This window comes from Thermoleophilum album (assembly GCF_028867705.1).
In the GTDB taxonomy this organism is placed as follows: domain Bacteria; phylum Actinomycetota; class Thermoleophilia; order Solirubrobacterales; family Thermoleophilaceae; genus Thermoleophilum.
In genome coordinates this window covers 1,963,088-1,983,621 of the sequence record NZ_CP066171.1, presented here as the reverse complement: position 1 = coordinate 1,983,621, position 20,534 = coordinate 1,963,088, and the positions used below count along the sequence as shown (strand labels likewise).

Annotated in this window: 19 protein-coding genes and 1 tRNA gene; 8 read left to right on the top strand and 12 right to left on the bottom strand. The window is 69.4% G+C overall.

Going from position 1 to position 20,534, the window contains the following annotated elements; genetic code table 11:
* Positions 1-30 precede the first annotated feature (30 nt).
* The 3 genes from JDY09_RS09260 to JDY09_RS09250 form a co-directional block, all read right to left on the bottom strand.
* Positions 31-468, bottom strand: a complete 438-nt coding sequence (locus tag JDY09_RS09260; RefSeq protein WP_274716644.1) for a pyridoxamine 5'-phosphate oxidase family protein — start codon at positions 466-468, stop codon at positions 31-33.
* Between the two features lie 108 nt (positions 469-576).
* A complete protein-coding gene (locus tag JDY09_RS09255) occupies positions 577-2,658 on the bottom strand; it encodes a helix-turn-helix transcriptional regulator (protein ID WP_274716643.1) in 2,082 nt (693 codons plus the stop codon).
* A gap of 104 nt (positions 2,659-2,762) precedes the next feature.
* Entirely contained in the window at positions 2,763-3,917 is a 1,155-nt protein-coding gene (locus JDY09_RS09250; protein ID WP_274716642.1) for a 3'-5' exoribonuclease YhaM family protein, read from the bottom strand.
* Between the two features lie 130 nt (positions 3,918-4,047).
* Here JDY09_RS09250 and JDY09_RS09245 point away from each other — a divergent pair, with 130 nt between their 5' ends.
* Positions 4,048-4,749, top strand: coding sequence for an SDR family NAD(P)-dependent oxidoreductase (locus JDY09_RS09245; RefSeq protein WP_274718008.1), 702 nt, complete (start codon positions 4,048-4,050; stop codon positions 4,747-4,749).
* On the opposite strand, the gene fabI is transcribed toward JDY09_RS09245, so the two are convergent.
* From fabI to JDY09_RS09230, 3 genes are read right to left on the bottom strand one after another with little or no spacing between them, the layout of a single operon-like run.
* Positions 4,719-5,528, bottom strand: coding sequence for an enoyl-ACP reductase FabI (fabI, locus tag JDY09_RS09240; protein ID WP_274716641.1), 810 nt, complete (start codon positions 5,526-5,528; stop codon positions 4,719-4,721). The two genes, JDY09_RS09245 and fabI, sit on opposite strands and share 31 nt — an antisense overlap.
* Before the next feature lie 41 nt (positions 5,529-5,569).
* Positions 5,570-6,043, bottom strand: coding sequence for a 5-(carboxyamino)imidazole ribonucleotide mutase (gene purE, locus JDY09_RS09235; protein WP_274718007.1), 474 nt, complete (start codon positions 6,041-6,043; stop codon positions 5,570-5,572).
* A 59-nt stretch (positions 6,044-6,102) separates the two neighbouring features.
* On the bottom strand, positions 6,103-7,314 hold the full coding sequence (locus tag JDY09_RS09230; RefSeq protein WP_274716640.1) for a 5-(carboxyamino)imidazole ribonucleotide synthase: 1,212 nt from the start codon (positions 7,312-7,314) through the stop codon (positions 6,103-6,105).
* Positions 7,315-7,400: 86 nt separating this feature from the next.
* Here JDY09_RS09230 and JDY09_RS09225 point away from each other — a divergent pair, with 86 nt between their 5' ends.
* Genes JDY09_RS09225 through JDY09_RS09215 form a run of 3 tightly spaced genes read left to right on the top strand, consistent with a single transcriptional unit; the run spans position 7,401 to position 10,655 of the window.
* A complete protein-coding gene (locus tag JDY09_RS09225; RefSeq protein WP_274716639.1) occupies positions 7,401-8,285 on the top strand; it encodes an ABC transporter ATP-binding protein in 885 nt (294 codons plus the stop codon).
* On the top strand, positions 8,278-9,876 hold the full coding sequence (locus tag JDY09_RS09220) for a hypothetical protein (RefSeq protein WP_274716638.1): 1,599 nt from the start codon (positions 8,278-8,280) through the stop codon (positions 9,874-9,876). Before JDY09_RS09225 ends, JDY09_RS09220 begins: the two co-directional genes overlap by 8 nt.
* Positions 9,877-9,911: 35 nt before the next feature.
* Entirely contained in the window at positions 9,912-10,655 is a 744-nt protein-coding gene (locus JDY09_RS09215; RefSeq protein ID WP_274716637.1) for a ZIP family metal transporter, read from the top strand.
* A gap of 43 nt (positions 10,656-10,698) precedes the next feature.
* Here JDY09_RS09215 and JDY09_RS09210 read toward each other — a convergent pair.
* From JDY09_RS09210 to JDY09_RS09195, 4 genes are all read right to left on the bottom strand, one after another.
* Positions 10,699-10,771 (bottom strand) — tRNA-Phe (locus JDY09_RS09210).
* 55 nt (positions 10,772-10,826) lie between these two features.
* Complete coding sequence (locus JDY09_RS09205; RefSeq protein WP_274716636.1) at positions 10,827-11,342, bottom strand: ferritin-like domain-containing protein; 516 nt, start codon at positions 11,340-11,342, stop codon at positions 10,827-10,829.
* Between the two features lie 187 nt (positions 11,343-11,529).
* A complete protein-coding gene (locus JDY09_RS09200; protein ID WP_274716635.1) occupies positions 11,530-12,210 on the bottom strand; it encodes a M23 family metallopeptidase in 681 nt (226 codons plus the stop codon).
* Positions 12,211-12,775: 565 nt separating this feature from the next.
* Positions 12,776-15,064 carry a DEAD/DEAH box helicase gene (locus tag JDY09_RS09195; protein WP_274716634.1) on the bottom strand — a complete coding sequence of 763 codons (2,289 nt, stop codon included), beginning with the start codon at positions 15,062-15,064 and terminating at the stop codon, positions 12,776-12,778.
* Positions 15,065-15,177: 113 nt separating this feature from the next.
* Between JDY09_RS09195 and JDY09_RS09190 the strand changes: the two genes are divergently transcribed.
* The 3 genes from JDY09_RS09190 to JDY09_RS09180 all read left to right on the top strand — a co-directional run bounded on the left by JDY09_RS09190 (position 15,178) and on the right by JDY09_RS09180 (position 17,838).
* A complete protein-coding gene (locus tag JDY09_RS09190; RefSeq protein ID WP_274716633.1) occupies positions 15,178-16,077 on the top strand; it encodes a glucosyl-3-phosphoglycerate synthase in 900 nt (299 codons plus the stop codon).
* Positions 16,074-16,946 carry an HAD family hydrolase gene (locus JDY09_RS09185; protein WP_274716632.1) on the top strand — a complete coding sequence of 291 codons (873 nt, stop codon included), beginning with the start codon at positions 16,074-16,076 and terminating at the stop codon, positions 16,944-16,946. The genes JDY09_RS09190 and JDY09_RS09185 overlap by 4 nt, the downstream gene beginning before the upstream one ends.
* Before the next feature lie 193 nt (positions 16,947-17,139).
* Positions 17,140-17,838 (top strand): hypothetical protein, encoded by a 699-nt coding sequence (locus tag JDY09_RS09180; protein ID WP_274716631.1) that lies wholly within the window; start codon positions 17,140-17,142, stop codon positions 17,836-17,838.
* A 234-nt stretch (positions 17,839-18,072) separates the two neighbouring features.
* Here JDY09_RS09180 and JDY09_RS09175 read toward each other — a convergent pair whose 3' ends face one another.
* Both JDY09_RS09175 and JDY09_RS09170 read right to left on the bottom strand, forming a co-directional pair.
* A complete protein-coding gene (locus JDY09_RS09175; protein ID WP_274716630.1) occupies positions 18,073-19,167 on the bottom strand; it encodes a glycerate kinase family protein in 1,095 nt (364 codons plus the stop codon).
* Between the two features lie 7 nt (positions 19,168-19,174).
* A complete protein-coding gene (locus tag JDY09_RS09170; RefSeq protein WP_274716629.1) occupies positions 19,175-19,684 on the bottom strand; it encodes a macro domain-containing protein in 510 nt (169 codons plus the stop codon).
* A 101-nt stretch (positions 19,685-19,785) separates the two neighbouring features.
* On the opposite strand from JDY09_RS09170, the gene JDY09_RS09165 reads away from it, so the two are divergent.
* On the top strand, positions 19,786-20,502 hold the full coding sequence (locus JDY09_RS09165; RefSeq protein ID WP_274716628.1) for a metal-dependent transcriptional regulator: 717 nt from the start codon (positions 19,786-19,788) through the stop codon (positions 20,500-20,502).
* Positions 20,503-20,534 lie beyond the last annotated feature (32 nt).

Sequence of the window (20,534 nt, the reverse complement as noted above, 5' to 3'; positions counted from 1 at the left end):
CTACGACAGTTAGGAGACGGGTGAGCTAGATCAATAGGTGCCGGCCGCGAGCTTGCGGTGGTCCCAGCTCGCGATCCGCACGGGGCTGAAACGCAAACCTACTCGCTTCGCCGCCTGCGCCGCAACCATCTGGCGCACGTCGTCGGTCAGCGTTCCGAAGTAGCGGCTGAACAGTCGCAAACCGAACTGCTCGAGCGCATCGCGGTCGTACTCGAGTTCGACACGGCACTCCATCATCACGCCGCGCAGCTCGTGGTACTGCTCGCCGGCCTCGATCCCGACCGTGGCGCGCGGGTCGCGTTCGAGGTTGCGCGCCTTCTGCGACTTGCGGTAGGTCCACGCGAGCAGCTCGAGCCCTTCCGGTACGTACCACAGCGGCACCAGGTGGGGCCAGCCGCGCGGCCCGATCGTCGCGCACTGGAGGGTGCGCTGCTCGGCGAGGAACGACCGCACCTCCTCGTCGCTCATGCGGATTTGATCGCGCCGCGACGGCACGCCGCAAAGGTAACGCCAAGCGCAGCCACTCGGCTTGCCAAGCGACCCGCTCGCAGCTCGCCAAGCGACCCCTACCGCCGCCTAAACGCGGACCAGCGTGCGCAGCTTCGTCGCCGCCTCGAGAACCGCACGTCGCGCGGCGCTCGGTTCGAGCACGACTGCGTCGCCCGCCTCCTTGAGGATCTCGCGCACGAGATAGTGGTGCCCGGCGTAGGGCAAGGCCACGACAACGGCGCCGTCTTCGAGCTCCGCCACCACGCGCTTGTCCTCGCGCGCGAAGCGCGCCCGCTCGGGCGAGATCCACACGCGGGCAACTTCGGCGTCGGGCACCTCGCCGGTGCGCGGCCAACCTTCGAGATCGAGGTCGACGCCGGTGCGCGGCGTGAAGCGCTCGTCGCTGAGATGGGCCGACTTGATGCGATCGAGGCGGAAGCTGCGAGGGGCGTCCCGTTCGGGATCCCACGCGTGCACGTACCAGCCCTCGCGACCGTTGACGAGCTTGTACGGCTCGATGCGGCGGTGCGCGAACTCGTCGGCGTGCTCCTTGTAGTACTCGACGTCGAGCAGGCGTCGCTCGGTGATCGCTCGGCAGACGACGCGCGCGACCTCGGAGTCGTCGCCGGCGGCGTGAGTGACGTGCAGATCTTCAAGCGCCGGGTCGCGACCCAGAGCGGCGACGATCTTTTCGCGCGCGGACGCGAGGGAGCCCTCGGGCAGGTGCTCGCCGAGCAGGTCGATGGCGGCGATCAGCGCTTTCGCTTCCAGCGGCAGCAGGCGTGCCGGCCGCGCGAAGTTGTCGCCGTACGCCTCGGGATCGACCTCGATCGTGTCGCCGTGAATTTCGGCGTAGAGAACGTAGGCACCGCCACCGAAGTTGACGACGTTGAGGATGTCGATGTCCTGGCGCAGCTCCTCCTCGCTCGTGCCGAGCGTCCGGCAGAGCTCGCTGACCGACAGTTTGGCGTCCTCGCGCGCGGCTGTGATCAAGATGCCCGCCAGCGTCACCAGTCGGGCGAAACGTTCGGGGCGGATCGCAGGTTCGCTGCGCTCTCGCTGCTGATCGCCCGCGGCGGCTGCGCTGGTCGAGTGGCTGCGCGGCCGTTCGGACAGGGCGGGCGCTGTTTCGAACGTGCCGTTCTGGTGGCGCTCGACGATCAGGGCGACACGGCGGTCGTACTCGGCTACGAGCTCGGCCGGTGCGAGAAGGCGTGCGCGCTCGCCGAGTCCGAGCAACCAGGCGATCAACGCCCGTTCGTCGGCGTAGTCGGTCTCGAAGATCGTCCCGGGGCCCGGCGCGTCGTCGACATTGTCGGCGCTTTGCGCACGGCCGGCGTGACCGAAGTGCCGCAGCACGTACCAGTCGATGCGGTCCGAGAGCCAGATGCGTGCCGTGCCTTTGCGCTCGCCGAGCTGCCACTGCACGCGGCGCGCGTACTCGCGCGGGTCGAAGTCGGCAGGGCGTTGGAAGTCGCGTTCCGCCTTGGTCGCGTAACCGATCTTCCCGCGAATGCGGGAGATGCGGAAGACGCGGACCGCATCGCGCTCGTGCGAGTAACCGATCAGGTAGAACTGGCCGCCCTTGTAGAGCAGGTGGTAGGGGTCGACTTTGCGCCGCTCGACGGTGTCGCGGCCGATTGTGTAGTAGTCGAAGGTGACGGTTTTGCGGCGGAAGATCGCTGTCTCGAGTTTTTGCAGCCGCTGCGACAGTTCCTTGCCCCCCGGATCGGCCTTAATCGCCAGCGCGACCGATGTTTCCTCGGGCGCGTCGAGCGGCGAGGGCTTGCCCCACGACAGGTGTTGGAGGGCGAGCCGCAGCGGTTCGGCGTACGCGAACTCGCCGTCGAGCAGGGCGAGCGCGGTGCGCAGCGCCGCAAGCTCCTCGTCGCTGAACTCGATCGGTGGGAGGTAGAAGTTCTCGGGCGGCAGCTGGTAGGTCTCGGCCTCGAAGTAGCCGTCCGGGGCCTTGTCGACCTTGAGCCGGATGCCGAGCGATTCGAGCTCCGCGCGGTCGGCGTAGAAGCGGCGGGCGAAGGCCTCGTCGTTCATCTCCGAGTAGCCCTCGACGTTCTGCTTGATCTCGACGGCGGTGACCGGGCGCCGCTCGGCCATCAGGTACGAGATCAGCGAGAGCTGACGGATCAGCTTGTCGGTGTCCTTCGCCACGCAAGCCAGGATAGGTCCCGAGCGGCGCAAGCGGAAAGTCGCCGCCGGCCGCTTTGGACGCTATTTGCGGGGCTCGGTGGCCGCGGAAGGCGCCGCCGCCGCCCTTACGCCGCGAGCCGATCGGGGTCGCCGCCGGTGTCGCCCGCCGAGGACGCGCGGCTCGCGCGGCTGGCGGTTGTGCGTTCCTCGTCGGCTGCAGAAGCGCGCGCCGGGAAGAAGGCCGCTGCAGCGATACCGCGGTCGAACGCCGACCAGTACTCGCCTTCGGGCAGCTGCTTCTCGATCCGGTCGAAGCTGCCCAGTGTGCCGCCGAGGTTGTCGATCATGTGGACAAGCACCGCCTCGCGCGTACACGGAACCACTGGGCTGCCGAGCTCGAGCTTGCCGTGGTGGGAGAGGATGATGTGCAGTAGCGCCTCGGCGTCGCGCGCGGGAAAGTCGGGGATCTCCTCGATCGCGCGCCTGACCGTGTAGTAACCGAGCGCGATCTCGCCGTGCAGGCGGCCGCGATCGGTCATTTCGATCGCTCCCCCACGGTCCTCGTAGGTGAAGACCTTGCCGATGTCGTGCAGCAGCGCACCGACGACGGCAAGGTCGCGGTCGATGCCGGGAAAGGTGGCGGCCATCGCCGACACACCCTGAGCGACCGTCAGCGAGTGCTCGAGCAGACCGTGCCGATACGCCTGGTGGTAGTGCTTGGCAGCCGGTGCCGAACGCCAGCGAGCGCCGATCTCGCTATCAGGCGCGAGTAGGCGCTCGACTAGCGTCCGCAGGTGGGGTCGCTGGATAGTCGCGATCAGCTGATCCAGCTGATCGCTCATGCGCTCGTATGAGATCGGCGGGCCGTCGAAGAGGTCGCGCGGGTCGTACTCGTCATCGACAGCGGGGCGTACCGCCCGGAGGCGCAGTTTCGGTCCGTACCGCTGGTGGACGCTGTACTCGCCGCTGACGCGGACGGCCGCGCCAGGTTCGCACACCGTTTCGATCGTCTCGATGTCGTCCCATGCGACAGCCTCGACGCAGCCGGTAGCGTCGGCGAGGCTCACGCGCAGGTACTCGCCGCCCTGGCGGGTGGGACGGCGAGCGCGTTCACGTACGAGAAAGACCGAATCGACGCGCTCGCCGTCGACAAGCTCGCGAACGAATCGCTTACCGCCTTTCTCCGTCGCCGACCGCGGGCCGTAGCCGTCAGCTGCCGCGGTCGCCGCGGACCGAGCGACAGGGCTCTCGGTGACTTCGTTGAGAGAGGGTTGGCGCATTCGTTGGAGACCGTAGAGGAGCGTTCGGACGCTCTCGTTCGGCGACGCCGACGACTGCGCTAAAGATTGGTTACTCGTCTGCGCACTGCGCGGGGACGGAGCACGCACACGAGGCGGGCGAGCGACGGTGATGAGCGAAGAAGCGAGGGCGCACCGTGCGGTGGTAGTCGCCGGGGCTACCGGCGCGCTCGGGCGTGCGGTAACGAGCGAGCTCGTCGCGCACGGCTTCGAAGTGTTGCCGCTCGGTCGTCGCGAGGAGGCGGTAAGCGCGCTGGCGCGCGAGCTCGGCTGCGCGCGCTGGGCTGTCGCCGAGCTCGGGAACGGCAGCACGCAGCTCGAGGGGGCGCTTGCTCGGCTCGCTCCTTTCGATGCGGTGGTGGATGTGGTTGGCGGTTTCACGGCCGGCCCGCTACTCCACGAGACCGACGCCGCCGACTTCCGCGCTCTGTTCGAGCTCAACTTCTTTAGTGCCTACGAGTTGGCGCGAGCGGCGCTACCCCACTTGCTCGCGCGCGGCGGGGGTGCGCTCGTTTTCACCGGCGCGCGCGCCGCGCTCGAACCGTTCGCCGGCGCCTCGGCCTACGTGATCTCAAAGGCCGCGCTGCATGCCCTCGTGCGCGCGCTCGACGCCGATTACCGGCGCCGTGGCGTGCGTGCCAACGCCATCGTTCCGGGCGTCATCGATACGCCTGCGAACCGACGCGCGAACCCCGACGCAGATCGCTCGAACTGGGTCGACCCGCGCGATATCGCGCGGGTCGTGCGCTTTTTGGTCTCGGACGATTCGACGCCGATCGCCGGTCAGCTGGTGCCGGTGTGGGCGCCCGCTTGACCGTCGCGTTTGCGTCCCGCGGCGACGAAGTTGAAACCGGAGTCGACGTGCAGGATCTCGCCGGTGATCGCGCGCGAGAAATCCGAGAAGAGGAAGCACGCGGCGTCGGCCACCGGGTAGGGATCGGTCGGATCCCACGGCAGCGGCGCCCGCTCGGCCCATGCCTCGGTGAGGATCTCGAAGTTCGGGATGCCCTTGCCGGCTCGTGTTTCGAGCGGGCCGGCGGCGATCAGGTTGGAGCGAATCAGGCGCTCGCCGAGGTGGAAGGCGAGGTAGCGGTTGATCGATTCGAGCGCCGCTTTGCAGACGCCCATCCAGTTGTAGATCGGCCAAGTCACGGCCGCGTCGAAATCGAGTCCCACCAGCGAACCGCCGCTCGGCGGGCAGAGGTCGCGCAGAAGGCGCCCGAGCGACATGTAGCTGAAGCTGCTCGTGTGGAAGGCGAGGTTGACGCGTTCGGGACGCACGTCGAGGAAGTCGCCGGCGAGCGTTTCGCGCGGCGCGAACGCCACCGCGTGCAGCGCGCCGTCGACGTTGCCCCACTTCGCGCGCAGGCGATCGGCGACGCGGTCGAAGTGCTCGCTGTTGGTGACGTCGAGATCGAGCACTTCGGGCTCGTTCGGCAGGCTCTTCACCGCCTCTTCGCACAGCTCACGGTCCTGGGGGCGGGCGGTGGCGACGATCTCGGCGCCGAGCTCCTGGGCCCGCTTGGCGCAAGCGAACGCAATGCTCTGATCGTTGACGATCCCGGTGATGATCAGACGCTTACCTTCGAGCATCGTCTCCCTTCCCGTGGCGATTTGGCGGTTGGAGTGGGCTGCTAGGCGGTGCTGTCGGAGCGCAGCGCGCGGTCGCTAGCGCGCACGCGCTCCGCCTGTCGAGCGCGGAAGTCTTCCACGGTACGGCGGATGCGCGCATCGCTGACAGCGAGGATTCTCGCTGCGAGCAGACCAGCGTTGCGCGCCTGGCCGATCGCCACGGTGGCGACCGGCACGCCGGCCGGCATCTGCACGATCGAGAGCAGCGAGTCGAGCCCCGAGAGGTGGCGCAGGGGAACTGGCACGCCGATCACGGGGAGCGGCGTCACCGAGGCGAGCATCCCCGGCAGGTGGGCGGCACCGCCCGCGCCGGCGATCAGAACGCGCAGTCCCCGGTCGACCGCGGTCGCTCCGTACTCGAGCATCTCCTGTGGCGTGCGGTGGGCCGAGACGATCCGCAGCTCGTAGGGGATGGCGAACTCGTCGAGCACTTCCGCGGCCCCGCGCATCGTCTCGAGGTCGGACTGCGAGCCCATCGCGATCCCGACCAACGGCTCGCGACCCCCTCCGTACCCGCTCGCTTGCGTGCGATCGCTCACTGCGCTCGTCCTTCGAGAACAGCCGCGGCTCGGCGGGCGCGTGCCAGCGCTTCGTCGGGATTGGCAGCGAGCACCGTGACGTGGCCGAGTTTGCGTCCTGGCCGCGGATCTTTGCCGTAGAGGTGCACGTGAACGTCACGGACGGTGGCGAGCGCGTGGGGCAGCGCTGCCCGGGGATCGCTGCCGTCGGGTGGGCCTACGACGTTCACGGTCGCCACAGCGGGTGCGACTAGCTCCGTCGACCCCAGCGGCCAGCCGACCACCGCCCGCAAGTGCTGCTCGAACTGGCTCGTGACGCACCCCTCGATGCTGTAGTGACCGGAGTTGTGGGGTCGTAGCGCGAGCTCGTTGACGAGCAAGCCCGCGCGTGTGCAGAACAGTTCGAGCGCTACGACGCCCGTCGCACCGATGGCCTCGCTGATCGCGAGCGCAAGCTGTTGGGCTTCAGCGCGCTGGGCGTCGGACACGCGCGCCGGAACGATGATCTCGCGACACATGCCGTCGACCTGCACCGTCTCGACCACCGGGTAGACGACCGCCTCCCCGCTTGTCGAACGGGCGGTGAGCACCGCGAGCTCGGCGACAAGGTCGAGCCGCGGTTCGAGCAGCAGTGTGCCGTGCTCGCCTAGCAAGCGCTCTAGTTCCGTCTCGTCGGCGACGACGAACACCCCGCGCCCGTCGTAGCCGCCACGCGGCGGTTTCGCGACCAGCGGCCAGCCGTGGCGGCGGGCGAACGCGCTGGCACTGGTCGCGTCGGCGACGACGGCGAACTCCGGCACAGGAAAGCCCAGGCGCGCCAGCTCGCTGCGTTGGTGCGCTTTGTCCTGGGCAAAGAGTTTGGCGGCAGGCTTGGGCTGGAGGTTGTAACCGCCTGCGGCCAGCTGCTGCAGATGTTCGGGCGGTATCCGCTCGTGGTCGAAGGTGACGACATCGGCACCTGCCACCGCGGCTTCGAGTTCCGCGTAGGCGTTCGGGTCGGCGCGCCGCCAAGGTGCTCCGGCCCGAACGGCAGCGTCATCCGCGCTCGCCGCGACAACCGTGAAGTCGAGCGCCAGAGAGATGGCCGCTTGGTGCGTCATGCGGGCGAGCTGCCCGGCACCGATCATCACCACTCGCGGTGAGCGCAACCCCCCAGCAGCTACGGCGACCTCGAGTGTCGCATCGGGTGCGTGAACTGCTGCCGGCCCGGTGTTCGACGTCCGCTGCATGTCCTCGTCGGGCGAAGAGCACTAAGGAGATTGCCAAAACGGCGGCGCCCAGGGCCCGCAGGCGACGCCACGTTTACGCTAGGTCGGTGCTCGCGATCGAAGCTGCGGGGTTGGGCAAGCGCTACGGGCAGGTGACGGCGCTGGCCGGGCTCGACCTCGCCGTGCGACCGGGCGAGGTGTACGGCTACCTCGGCCCCAACGGTGCTGGCAAGACGACGACGATCAGGTTGCTCCTGGGTTTGCAGCGACCCACGAGCGGTGGCGCCCGCGTCTTCGGTATCGACGCTTGGCGCGACGCAGCGTGTGCGCACCGACGTGTCGCGTATGTGGCAAGCGAGCCCGCGCTCTGGCCGAACCTGACGGTCATCGAAACGCTCGAGCTCTTGTCGCGGTTGCGCGGCGGGGTCGACACGACCTACCGCGACGAGCTGCTCGAGCGCTTTCGCCTCGAGCCCGACCGCCGTGTCAGAGCCCTCTCGCGGGGCAACCGGCAAAAGGTGCAGCTGGTCGCGGCGCTGGCCACGCGCGCTGAGCTGCTTCTGCTCGACGAGCCGACTACGGGTCTCGATCCGTTGATGCAGCTTGAATTCCGCCAGTGTGTGCACGAGGCGCGCGAGCGCGGCCAGACCGTCTTCCTTTCATCGCACGTGCTCAGCGAGGTGGAAGCGGTCTGCGATCGCGTAGGCATCCTTCGCGACGGTCGCTTGGTCGACGAAGGTGCCTTGAACGAGCTGCGCCATCTGCGGGCGCGCGTGCTCGAGGTCACCTTCGGAACAGAATCCCCGACGCTCCCGGCACTACCAGGCACAAGAACAGTGCGGTCGGGTCCACGGTCGCTGCGAATCGAAGTGAGCGGTGGCGTCGGGCCGGTGCTACAGGAGCTGGCGAAGCACCCTGTCGCGACGTTGACGGCGCGCGAGCCGACGCTCGAAGAGATCTTCCTGCACCACTACGACACACGTCATGGGTAGCTGGCGCGTGGCGGTCTCGCTCGCTCGGGCGACGCTGCGCGAGACGCGTGTGCGCGACAGCGCTTTCGCTGCCTTCTTCGCCGCCGTCGCCTACGTCGTCGCCGCGTCGTACGACAGCGTGTTTCCAACCGTTTCCGACCGCTTGGCTTTCGCCCGCACGTTCGGCTCGAACGAGGTCGTGCGCCTGTTCGTCGGCAAGCCCTACGACCTCTTGACGAGCGGCGGCTACACAGCTTGGCGTTTTGGCGGCTTCGCGGCCATCGTCGCTGCGAGCTGGGGGGCGGTAGCTTCAGTGCGGGCGCTGCGGGGCGCCGAGGACCGCGGCACCGTCGAGCTCGTTCTTGCCCACCCTGTCGCGCGGCGCGAAGTGTTCGCCGCCTTCCTCGTTGCGTTGGGCGCCGGTTGCGCGTTGCTGTGGGCGGCCTCCGTGCTCGGTCTGGTGGCGGCCGGTCTGCCGCTGGGCGGTTCGGCGTTCCTGGCGCTAGCGACGGTTTCGCCGGCCTTGCCGCTCGCTGCCACAGGAGCGATCGCCAGTCAAACCGCCGCTAACAGGCGGATCGCCGCCGAGCTGACGGCCGCGGTGGTCGCTGGTAGCACGCTCTTGCGCGCTGTGGCCGACACGGTGAGCGCTACCGGCTGGTTGCGCTGGCTCACGCCGCTCGGCTGGGCCGAGGAAGCGCGGGCGTTCGCCGGTGCGCGCCCTGGGCCGCTGGTGCTGTCGCTAGCAGCCAGCTGCGGCGGGCTTGCGCTCGCTTGGCTCCTGTGGCGTGCGCGCGATGTCGGCCAAGGAGCGATCAGAGGATCGGAGGAAGCGCGAGCGCGCACGTTTCTGCTGCGCTCTTCGGCGCGCTACGCCGTTCGCGAACATTCGGGGAGCCTGGCAGTGTGGGCCGCGGGAACCGCCCTTTTCGGTGTGGTGTTGGGGATGGTCGCGGCGTCGTTCGACGCGCAGGCCCTGTCCGAGGGGTTGCGTCGCCGCTTGGCCGAGATTGCCGGTACGTCGCTCGACAGTCCAGAGGGGGCCGTGAGCTACTACTTCCTGACTTTGGCGCTCGCCTTGGCGATCTTCGCGTGCCAGCAGATCGGCGCGATCCGTCGCGAGGAAACGGAGGGGCGGCTAGCGACCGTGCTGGCGCTACCGATCGCTCGCACGCGCTGGTTCGCGGAGCGCCTCGCGCTAGCGGCTCTCGCCAGCGCCGGTTTGGCGGTCTTGTTCGGGGCGTGCATCTGGGTCGGCGTGGAGGTCCGCGCAGGGGGTGTCGGGCTCGGCGAGGCGCTCGCTGGCGCGGTCAACACCCTCCCGGTGGCCTTTTTGTTCCTCGCCCTGGCGGCGCTGCTGGTCGCCGTAGCACCGCGCATCGCTAGCGGTGCCAGTTACGGGTTCGTTCTTGCCGCGTTCACCGTGCAGTTGCTGGCCGCTCTAGCCGACGTTCCGAAGTGGGTAGCCGACCTCTCGCCGTTCGCCCATCTTGCGCTCGTGCCTGCCCAGCCGTTCGCGACAACCGAGAGCACTGTTCTGTTGGCATGCGCTAGCGGCTTGGCGCTCGTCGCGCTGGCGGGCTTCCGGCGGCGCGATGTCGAACGGGGTTAGCCGGTAGGCGGGAGCTGCGGTCGGGAGCGCGCGCGGTGTCGACTCTGCTGCTAGCTGCTTGTGCGACGACACTGGCGACCGGGCTCGGAGCGCTGCCGGTCTTCTACCTCGGGAAGCGGGCCGAGCGGTTTGCCCCCGCGCTGTGGGCCGTGTCGGCCGGGGCGATGGCGGTGGCAGCGGTCGCGGGCTTGATCGTGCCAGCGGCGGACGAGGGCTCGCCCCCGGAGTGGATCGGCGGCGCGGCTGCCGGGGTGGCGTTTCTGTTTGTGGCAAGGCGGCGGCTCCGGCTTGCTGCGCGTAGCCGGCCGCACGCTGTGGAAGAGGTGGCGGCGGCGCGCCGTGCCTCGCTACTTGTGTTCTTGACGTTGCTGATCCACAGCCTTCCCGAGGGGTTCGCGCTCGGCACTGCGTACGCCTCGGGCAGTGTCGAGCTCGGCGTACTCGTGTTCGCTGCGATCGCGCTTCAGAACGTTCCCGAGGGCACGACAGTCGCCCTTCCCTTGGCGGCGGCGGGCGCCGGACGCGGACGCCAGTTCTGGGCGGCTACGGCTTCCAGCCTCCCGCAGCCACCGGGCGCCGCGATCGCCTACCTAGCGGTCGAACAGGTGCAAGCGCTGTTGCCGTTGTCGCTGGCGTTCGCGGGTGGGGCGATGGCGGCGTTGGTCGTGGTCGAAATGACTCCGCGCGCTTTCGTCCGCGGGCTCGATCCCCTCGCTGTCGCCGGTTTTGCGCTCGGCGCCTCGGTGATGCTCGCTCTGACCGCTGTGTTGGGCGTTTAAGCGCCCGCGGCCGCCAACAGCAGCGTCGCTCGAAGCAAACGAGTGGCGAGGGCCGGACTCGAACCGGCGACACCACGATTTTCAGTCGTGTGCTCTACCACCTGAGCTACCTCGCCGCGGCCGTCGATGGTAGCGCGGCACGGCTGCGAGCCGCGACTGCGGCGTGGGGTGTCAGGCGAGCCCTTCGGCTTCGTACTCGCGCAGGAAACCCTCGAAGAGCCGGCGGTGGGCCTCCTCCTCGTGGAGGATCTCGATCACCATGTCCTGGGTGACGTAGTCCTTGCCCTCGCAGAACTCGATGATCGCGTTGTAGTGCTCGATTGCGGCCGTTTCGGCCTCGATCACGCCCCGGATCACGTGCACGACGTCGGTCTGGTGTTCGGGCGGCTGCAAGTACGACTGCTCGGCCTTGAACTCGAGCGACCCCGGCACGACACCGTAGAGCTCCTTGATCCGTTCACCGAAACGTCGGGCATGGGCGAGCTCCTCCTGGATGTCCTCCTCGAGCGCTTCGCGGATTTCCTGTGCTCGCACACCGTCGGGGTTGATCGACGCCTGCAGGTAGCTCATCACCGTTTCGACTTCCATCCAGTACGCCTTGCTCAACATCTCGATCAACTGCTCGCGCTCGGCGCGCAGCTCCTCGCTTAGGATTCCGCGTCGAGCTGCAGTTCGCGTCTCGCCCATCCTCTCGCCTCCACGTCCTTTCGAATCGCTGATCTCCTTGGGAAGCGAGCGGAAGCGAAATCCCGCCCGCCTAGGGTCACGCTAGCGAGCGCAGCTACGTGCGCCAAGCGGGTTAGCGCGTGACCGATCGTTGCGACAGCGTCGTGCTCCGAGAACGGCGAAAGCGCGGGCCGACACCGTCGCGGTTCTAGCTCGCGCTCTCGCTGATCCCTTCCGCGGATGCCCAGCGGCGCAGGAGCGGCAGCGGATCGATCGGTTCGCCGCCGTCCTGCCAGCGGCCGCGCCAAACCTCGAAGTGAAGATGTGGCCCGCTCGCCCGTCCGGTCGCTCCCACCGCAGCTAGCTGTTGGCCGGTGGCGACACGGTCGCCCTCGCGCACCCGCAGCGAACCGGCGGCCAAGTGCATGAAGACGTAGTCCCGTCCAGCGCGCTCGTCGCGGAGCACCACGTAATGTCCGGCGCCGCCGTGTTGATAGGCGACATGCACCACGACACCCGCCGCTGGTGCCACCACAGGGGTTCCCTCGCTGGCGACGATGTCCTGCCCTTGGTGGCGGTAGTGACCCCGGTCGGCGCCGAAAGCGCCGTCCGCTCCCGCGAAGCGCCACGTCCCGTGCACCGGGAAGGCGTTCGCCAGCACGCGCACCGCGACCGTGGGCACACCGCGCAGCGGTACCCGCTGCCCGCGCCGATCGCGCACGGCGAGCGTGAGCGCCACGGTGCCGGGGGCGGTAGGCAGCAGCGCTTGTGGCGTGACGCTCGCCGTGAGGTCGCTCCCCGAGCGCCCGATGCCGAGGTCGACCCGGTACGAGCTCGAGGAGCCGTTTGCGGCTGCAGCCCGCGCATCGCGGCGTGCGACGAGCGTCACCGTCCAAGGGCCGCCGCGGCCGCGCAAGCGGACGATGACGCGCAGCGGCCGGCCTCCGTGATAGAAGCGCCCGCCCGCGACCGAGAACGCTGCGACCGCAACCGGGCGGGGTCGTGCGCGCCGTGGCCGTCGTTTGTCCTTGCGCCGAGTGGTGCCGCGGGGCGCGGTCGCGCGGCGAGTGCGGCGCGGCCCGCTCCGTGTTTCCACGCCTGCGTACGCGCCGCCGCCCGCAGCGCTTCCCCGGCGATTGGCCGGCGCCTTCACGGCGCTTGCCGGGGGCGCGCTGACCCCTCCGCGCGAACTAGCGATATCGGCAGCGCTGCTGTTCGAGATTGCGGGAGCGAATGCGGCCCCGCCGCTCGCCGCCGTGGCCGGGGATGGGGCGGCGAGCAGCGTGACCGCGAGGGGGAGCACGATGCGAGGCAACCGCATCTAGCGCCCAAGTTCGGCACAGCGGTAGCTGGCTTGAGTGCCCGTACCGAATTCCTGCTCGCTGCAAGCGATCTTGCAGGCGCGCCGCAGCGATCGGCACGCTCCTCGCGGCGAGGGCCACGAGCGCTCGCTGTCACGCTCGCGCGGGCGAGGGAACGTGTTGCAACGACACCCCGGCCATCGCGCTCGCGAGCGCCTCAAGCAGCATGTGTGCACCGGCTTTCGACAGCGGCTCGTTGAGGTTCCCGCACTTCGGCGACTGAATGCAGGACGGGCAGCCGCCCTCGCAAGGGCATTCGCGCACCAGTTGCAGGGCGTCTTGCGTCAATTCGCCGAAACGGTCGAAGCCCGTTCGTGAAATGCCCACCCCGCCCGGGTGACCGTCGTACACGAACACGGTCGGCTTGCCGGTTTGAGCGTGGCAGGCGGTCGACAGCCCGCCGATGTCCCAGCGGTCGCACATCGCCAGGAGCGGCAAAACGGCGATCTGGGCGTGCTCGGCTGCGTGCAATGCTCCCGGCAGCTCGTCGATCGCGACCTGTCCGAACTGTTCGTCGGGCAACACCCACCACAGCGCCTGGGTGACGAACTCTTCGCTCGGCAGCTCCAGGCCGACAAGATCGATCGGTTCGTGATCGCGCACACGCTTGCGCTGGTAGGCGATCACGGTGTCGGTGACCGAGATCACACCGAAACAGAGACGAAGGCCGCTGGGCGTGGCGATCTCGCGGCTTACGGCCTCGATCATCACCTCGGTGTCGTGGCGCGGTTGCGTGTACCAGTCGCCGTTGAAGGGCTCGACCAGAGCCCTGCCGGTCTCGAGATCGAGATCGACGACCGCGTACTGAACCCCGAGATGCATGTAAACCGCGCCCGGGTGAACGAGCGCGGGGGCTCGTGCGCGCTCGACGGTGCCGAGCAGCTCGCCGGTCGTGCGGTCCACGATCGCCACGGATGTGGCGCTCGCGCTCCGCAGCGGCACGCGTTCCGGAGGAAAAAGCGCTGAACGGTTTAGGTATCTGCCGCCGTGCTCGCGCACGGCGCCCACGCGCACCAGCGTGCGTAGCCGCTCTTCGAGCCGTTCGCCAAAAAAGACGCGGTCGCGAGCGGTGAGCGGCAGCTCGTGCGCCGCGCACCAGAGGTGAGCGAGCTGGATCTCCTCGCTTTCCGGGTCGACGATCGCCTGCTCGACGGGACGGGCGAGGAAATCCTCCGGATGGCGGCAGAGGAACTGGTCGAGCGCGTCGTCGCCGGCGAGAAACACGGCAAGACCGCGTCGGCGGCGGCCTGCGCGGCCCCACATCTGTTTGAGGCTCGCGACGGTGCCCGGGAAGGTCACGCAGATGGCGGCATCGAGGTCGCCGATGTCGATCCCGAGCTCCAGTGCGTTCGTCGCCACGACAGCGAGCAGCTCGCCGGACACGAGCTTGCTTTCGATCTCGCGCCGCTGGAAGGGCGTGTATCCCGCGCGGTAGGGGAGCACCCGGCGCGCCAGCGGCGCGCAACCGTCGTCGCGAAGGCGCTCGACGGTGAACCGATGCACGAGCTCGACGCCGCGCAGCGAGTTGAGAAAGCAGATCGTGCGCACCTCGGCTGCGACGAGGCGAGCCAACAGGTGTGCCGCCTCAGCGAGTGCCGAAGCACGCAAACCGAGCCGTTCGTCGATCAGCGGCGGGTTCCACAGCACGATGTCGCGCGCGTGCCGCGGTGCGGCGTCGTCGCGGACGACCGTTGCCGGCTCGCCGATAAGCGCCCTGGCGTGTTCGGCCGGGTTGGCGATCGTTGCCGAGGCGAGAAGGAAACGCGGGCGCGTGCCGTAGCGGGCAGCGATCCGGCGCAAGCGGCGCAGGACGTTGGCCACGTGCGAGCCGAAAACGCCACGGTAGACGTGCGCCTCGTCGACGACGACCGCCGCGAGGTTGCGAAAAAAGCGCGCCCAAGAAGCGTGGTTGGGCAAGATCCCGAGGTGGAGCATGTCGGGATTGGTGAGCACCACGTTGGCGTCACGGCGGATTGCCGGCCGGTCCGCTTTCGGGGTGTCGCCGTCGTAGATCGCCGGCCGCAGGAAGGGCAGACCGAGCTCGTCGAGCTTGCGCGCCTGATCCTGGGCTAGCGCCTTCGCCGGGTAGAGGTAGAGCGCGCGGGCCGAGCGGTCACGCGCGAGCACGTCGAGCACCGGCAGGTTGAACGCCAGCGACTTACCGCTCGCGGTGCCCGTCGCGATCGCGACGTGCCCGCGCTTTACCGCTTCCCAGGCCGCTTCCTGGTGCCGCCAGAGGGCGCCGATGCCGAGACGTGCAAGGGCCGAGCGCACCTCGTCGTGGAGGTCGTCGGGCAAGGCGACGCGCTCGCTACGGCGAGCTCTCTCGCTGAGGCGAACGACCGTTCGGCCCCCGGTACCGGCGCTCGTGAGAATCCGCACCAAATCCCTGCTAGGCGCCGGGCGCATCGAGTGCGATAGTAGGCGGACCTCGTTCGACCCCAGCGCCACGGCGACCGCTTGTCGCCGCGGTCCTGCTGCCAGCCGAGAGCGCCGTGATTCGGACCTTCCATCACCGCGACTTCCGACTCGACGAGCTCATCCGCCTGAAACGGGAGCGCGGCGAGAGCGTGTCGGCGGTTCTCCCGGCGCGCGAAGTTGCGGACACGGTCGGTGACATCGTCGACAAGCTGCGCAGCCTCGGCGATCTCGTGGATCAGATAGTCGTCGTGGACGCTGCCTCGCGCGATGGCACCGCCGCCGTTGCGGCGGCGCACGGTGCCGAAGTGCACCAGGAGTCGGAGCTCATGCCCGAATTCGGGCAGGCGCTCGGGAAGGGCGACGCGATGTGGAGGGCGCTCGCTGTCGTCGAGGGCGACCTCGTCGTCTACCTCGACGCCGACACGCGCCGCTTCCCACGCCACTTCGCGATCGGCATGCTCGGACCGCTGCTCGCCTACGACGACGTGGCGTTCGTGAAAGGGTTCTTCCGCCGGCCCTTCACCACCGACGAAGGCGAAGAGCGGCCGCTCGACGGTGGTCGCGTCACCGAGCTCTGTGCGCGGCCTTTGCTGTCCGCCTTCTACCCCGAGCTCGCGGGGTTCGTGCAGCCGCTCGCGGGCGAGGTGGCCGCGCGGCGGGCGCTGCTCGAACGCATTCCCTTTGCGACCGGTTACGCGATCGAGACCTCGATGCTGCTGCATGTGCGCGATCTCGTCGGCGTCGATGCCATGGTGCAGGTCGACCTCGAAGAGCGGCGCAACCGCCACCAGCCGCTGCCCGATCTGGCGCCGATGGCCTACGCCGTGCTGCGCGTGATCCTCGAGCGTTTGCGCCGGGAAGGCCGGCTGCTCGACGATCACGCGCCGCCGCTCCAGACGGCCGACGGGCGGCTCATCCAAGTCGAGGTCGTCGAGCGACCACCCTTTATATCTCTGGGCGCGCAACGGCCGTGAAGAGCGCCCGACAGTCGCGAGCGCGGGCGGCGATCGCCTGCCTCTACACCGACCTCGACGGCACTCTGCTGGGTGCTGGCGCGTCGCTGTTTCGCACCGCCGAGGGCGGCTTCACGTTGCTCGCGGCGCGGGCGCTCGAGCTCTGCTACCGCGCCGACATCGAGGTGGTGTTGATGTCGGGCCGCAAGCGCGTGCAGGTCGCCGAGGACGCGCGGCTGATCGGCCAGAGCGCATTCATCTACGAGCTTGGCGGCGGCCTGGCGGTCGACGGCCAAGATTTCCTGCTCGTAGGCGAAGAGTGGTTGCCGCGCAGTGCCGACGAGACCGTATTCGATCGCGTCGCGGCGAGCGGAGCACCTGAGATCCTGCTCGATCGTTTCGCCGGGCGGCTCGAGCCGCACGCGCCGTGGCATCGCGAGCGGCGGATCACGCACCTTTTCCGCGGCTTGGTCGAACCGAGCGCCGCCGAAGCGGCGCTGGCCGAGGCCGGCGTCGACGGTCTGCGCTTGGTCGACAACGGCGTTCTGCCGCCCGGTGAGTGCCGCCTGTCGCTCGAGGCGCCCGCACACGCGTACCATCTGCTGCCGAAACCGGCCTCGAAGGCGACGGCGGTCGCACGGCACATGGCGATCCGCGGCCTCGCCCGCGAACAGTGCATCGCCGTCGGGGATTCCCGCGAGGACCTGGCCGTCGCTCCGCTCGTCGGCCGCTTCTTTTTGGTCCGTAACGCGCTCGACGAGGACCCGTCGCTGCGCGAGGAGCTCGACCGCTACGGCAACGTCGAGGTGACCTTGGGGGCGGCGGGCGAAGGCGTCTACGAAGCCGTCGTGCGCAGCCTGTCGGAGCGCGCTGCTCCGCGCGTCGCTTAACGGCTAGAGCGGGAGGTAGCGGGGTTCGCAGCGCTCGGCGGACCGCTGCAGGCCGCGACAACGCAAGTAACGATCGCTACATTCCTGAGTAGTCAGGAACGAGGGCGGTAGGCGGGCGGCGGCGCGCCGCCCGACGCCAGCGGCGGACGCTCCGCCCACCGGCCGCTCCAGCCAACGACGAGGAGGGGCAACGATGGGCACGACAAAGGCTCATCACTTTCGCAAGCTGGTAGCGGGCGTGTGCATGGTCGTCGCGCCGGTGCTGGTGATCGTCGGGATGATCGTTCATCCCGGGCTCGAGGACACCGTGCGCGGCCAACTCGCGACCATCGCCGCTGACCGCGATCGCTGGCTAGTCGCCTATTTGCTGATCGGCGCCGGTCTGGTCTTCACCGTACCGGTCGTGCTCGGGCTCATGCACATGCTGCGCGAGCGCGATCCATCGGTGGGCCATCTCGGCGGGGCGCTCGGGCTGGTAGGAGCGATGGCTGCCGCCGGCTACCTGGCCATCGAGGGGTTCGGTGGCTGGGCGGCGGCCGGCGTAGGTGGCGGAGGTACGGTCGCGCTGTTCGAGCGCATGCACGACAGCGCTGCCACCTTCATCCCCATCTACCTGCTCTCCTACGGGCTGGTGGCGGGCATGATCGTGCTCGCCTTCGGCCTCGCCCGGCGGCGTCTCGTGGCGCCGTGGATGGCGGCGTGCGCGGCGATCGGGCCGCTGCTCGTCGGCATCGGTGTACCGGCGGCGAGCGGCGCGCTTTGCCTGATCGGCGCCGCTGTGACGCTGATCGGCGTCGGGGCGATCGGTCAGCTGGTCCTGGCCGAGAGCGACGAGGAGTGGGAGCACACGCCCGAGTACCGCGGCTTCAGGCCGCGTCTCGGCACACGCTGAAAGCGAGGTGATCGCAAAAGAGGCGGGCCGTACACAGAATGGCGCTGCCCAAGGTGCCCCGCTCGGGCACCGAGCTACGAGTCCACGGGTGACCGGCGGGCGCCCCGCAGCTGCGGGGCGCCCGCGCCGCTTCCGCCGGCCGAGCCGCCCGGAAGCGAGAGCGAACGGCTTTGCGACTGAGCGAGCGCATTTGCGACTTGTTGCCCGCCCTGGGCTCGACGCCCTCTCTCACCTTCACTCCACGCACGACGCTTCGTCGTCGCGCAGGCAGGGATGCTCCGCATGGACGAGCTCGCGTGCGGCCGCAGTCAGCTCGCCTTCGTTTGTGGCTGTCGCGAGCCCCTGCAGGTCGAGCACGCGCATGCCGAATTCGTCGAGCGCAATCTGCCCGCAGATCGCGTGACATGTGACCCCGCGCTGGCGCGCGCGCGTCGCTACCTCGCAGACCACCTTGCCCGCCAAGGTTTGGGCGTCGAGGCGGCCCTCCCCGGTCACGACGAACCAACAAGCAGCGAGAGCACGGTCGAAAGTGATCGCGTCGAGGACGTACCGCGCACCCTCGACGAGCTCAGCGTCCAGCCATGCCCACAGCGCTCCGGCGAGGCCGCCAGCGGCACCGCCGCCCGGGACGCCACGGGGGTCTTTCGGCGCCGCCTCGGCGAGCCGCTCGAGGCGCTCTGCGAGCAGGGGGAGGTCCGCCGGTCGCGCGCCCTTCTGGGGGCCGAACATGCGGGCTGCTTCCTCCCAAGGCGTTCGGACGTCGCAGAGGACCACGATCCGCGGACGGCACTCGTGTCGTTCGAGCACTTGGAGCGCGCCGCGCCCGCCGTCGACCGTCGCGCTGCCGCCGGCTGCGACGAGAACCCGTTCCGCACCGCGCTCCGCCGCTGCGACGATCAGCTCGCCGACTCCGTAGGTCGTCGCTGCGAGCGGGTTGCGCTCGTGCTCGCCGAGCAAAGCCAGTCCCGCTGCTTCGGCCACCTCGACGACGGCCGTCCTGCCGTCGGCCAACAGTGCGAACCGCGCTTGGACGGGGCGGCCGAGAGGGTCGCTCACGCGCGTCGTGACGATGTCACCTCCGACGGCGCGCACCAGCACTGGCATCGTCCCCTCGCCGCCGTCAGCGACGGGGAGCTCGACCGCCTCGGCCCCGGCCGCGCGAATGCCGCGCGCGATCGCCCGTGCGACCCGCTCCGCGGTGAGCGACCCTTTGAAGCTGTCGGGCGCGATGAGCGCCGGTGGATGGCGCGTGTCTAACACCGGGGCCAGCTGGTCGCGGTCGGCGGGGATGGGCGAGGAGCAGCCCGGCGCGCACGCGACGGAGACCACACCGCGTTCAGCCCTCGCTGTCTGCGAGCGCTGCGCGAAACGCTTCCTCGGCTTCCTCGCCTCGCACGCAGAACACCACGCGCTCCAGCGTCCGCGGCTGGTGTGCCCGCACCGCGCGCACCATTATGCGCGCTGCTTCGTCGAGCGGGAAGGCGCCGACGCCGGTGCCGAACGCCACCAGCCCGAGCGAGCGGCAACCGAGCTCTTCAGCTTTGGCGAGCGTGCTGCGCGTGGCCTTGTCGATGATCTCGGCCGAGGTCGGTCCGCCGAGCTCCATCGTCGCGGCGTGAATTACCCACTTCGCCGGAAGGCTTCCCGCGCCGGTCTCGACCGCCTCGCCGAGCCCGATCGGCGCCTTGCGGTCGGACTCCTCCTGGATCTCCGAACCACCGGCGCGCACGATCGCCCCGGCGACGCCGCCGCCGTGGCGCAGCTCGGTGTTTGCGGCGTTGGCGATCGCGTCGACCGCCAGCTTGGTGATGTCGCCACGCTTGACTTCCAGCTTCAGCTCCGCCATAGCCGCAATCGTGGCGCAAGCTGCGGCGCAGTGCAGCTCGGGAGCTGCCGCCGATCGGCTGCGCCGGTGACGGCGAGGTGGCGGGTAGGATGGGCCGCGAGATGTCACGCGAGCACGCAACCGTCGCCGAAGAGGAGTACCTGCAGACGATCTACTGGCTGGAAGAGGCCGGTCTACCGGTGACCGGCGCCAACATCGCCCGGGCGATGCAGGTGGCGCCGCCGACGGTTCACGAGATGGTCGGCCGGCTCGAGCGCGACGGTTACGTGCGGCGCCGACCCGACAAGACGATCGAGTTCACCGAGCGGGGCCGCGAGCAGGCGGCCACGATCGTGCGTCGCCACCGCTTGATCGAGCGCTTCCTCACCGACGTCTTCGACATCCCGTGGGACCAGGTCCACGAGGAGGCCGAGCGACTTGAGCACTGGATGTCGCCGATCGTCGAGGAGCGCATGCTGCGCGCGATCGGTGACGCCAAGACGTGCCCCCACGGGCACCCGATCTTCGAGGGCGAGCGCGAAGAGGCAGTGCCGCTCGCTGATTGCGAAGTCGGCGCGAAGATCCGCGTCGTACGCTTCGAGAACGAAGCCGAAGACCTCCTGCACTACCTCAAGGACGCCGGTTTCTATCCCGGTCTCGAGGGGAAGGTCGCCGACAAAAGTGACGACTGGGTGGCGGTCGAGAGCAGCGAGGGTCATCGTCTCGAGATCACGCGCAGCGTCGCCGAAACGGTGTCGGTCAAAGCCGATCCGTCACCGCCGCCGCGCACCGCGCTGCCCGAACAGCTCGTGATGGCGCGCGAGCACTGGGGCCGTTGAGGCGGGCGACAGCGGCGGGCGCGGCTCCCGGC

Excerpts from the sequence above, each read along its gene's own strand:
- JDY09_RS09250 (WP_274716642.1), bottom strand. The coding sequence starts at position 3,917 with ATGCGCCAACCCTCTCTCAACGAAGTCACCGAGAGCCCTGTCGCTCGG.
- fabI (WP_274716641.1), bottom strand. The coding sequence starts at position 5,528 with ATGCTCGAAGGTAAGCGTCTGATCATCACCGGGATCGTCAACGATCAG.
- JDY09_RS09180 (WP_274716631.1), top strand. The coding sequence starts at position 17,140 with ATGGGCACGACAAAGGCTCATCACTTTCGCAAGCTGGTAGCGGGCGTG.
- JDY09_RS09230 (WP_274716640.1), bottom strand. The coding sequence starts at position 7,314 with ATGCAGCGGACGTCGAACACCGGGCCGGCAGCAGTTCACGCACCCGAT.
- purE (WP_274718007.1), bottom strand. The coding sequence starts at position 6,043 with ATGGGCTCGCAGTCCGACCTCGAGACGATGCGCGGGGCCGCGGAAGTG.
- JDY09_RS09260 (WP_274716644.1), bottom strand. The coding sequence starts at position 468 with ATGAGCGACGAGGAGGTGCGGTCGTTCCTCGCCGAGCAGCGCACCCTC.
- JDY09_RS09165 (WP_274716628.1), top strand. The coding sequence starts at position 19,786 with ATGTCACGCGAGCACGCAACCGTCGCCGAAGAGGAGTACCTGCAGACG.
- JDY09_RS09205 (WP_274716636.1), bottom strand. The coding sequence starts at position 11,342 with ATGGGCGAGACGCGAACTGCAGCTCGACGCGGAATCCTAAGCGAGGAG.
- JDY09_RS09245 (WP_274718008.1), top strand. The coding sequence starts at position 4,048 with ATGAGCGAAGAAGCGAGGGCGCACCGTGCGGTGGTAGTCGCCGGGGCT.
- JDY09_RS09220 (WP_274716638.1), top strand. The coding sequence starts at position 8,278 with ATGGGTAGCTGGCGCGTGGCGGTCTCGCTCGCTCGGGCGACGCTGCGC.
- JDY09_RS09170 (WP_274716629.1), bottom strand. The coding sequence starts at position 19,684 with ATGGCGGAGCTGAAGCTGGAAGTCAAGCGTGGCGACATCACCAAGCTG.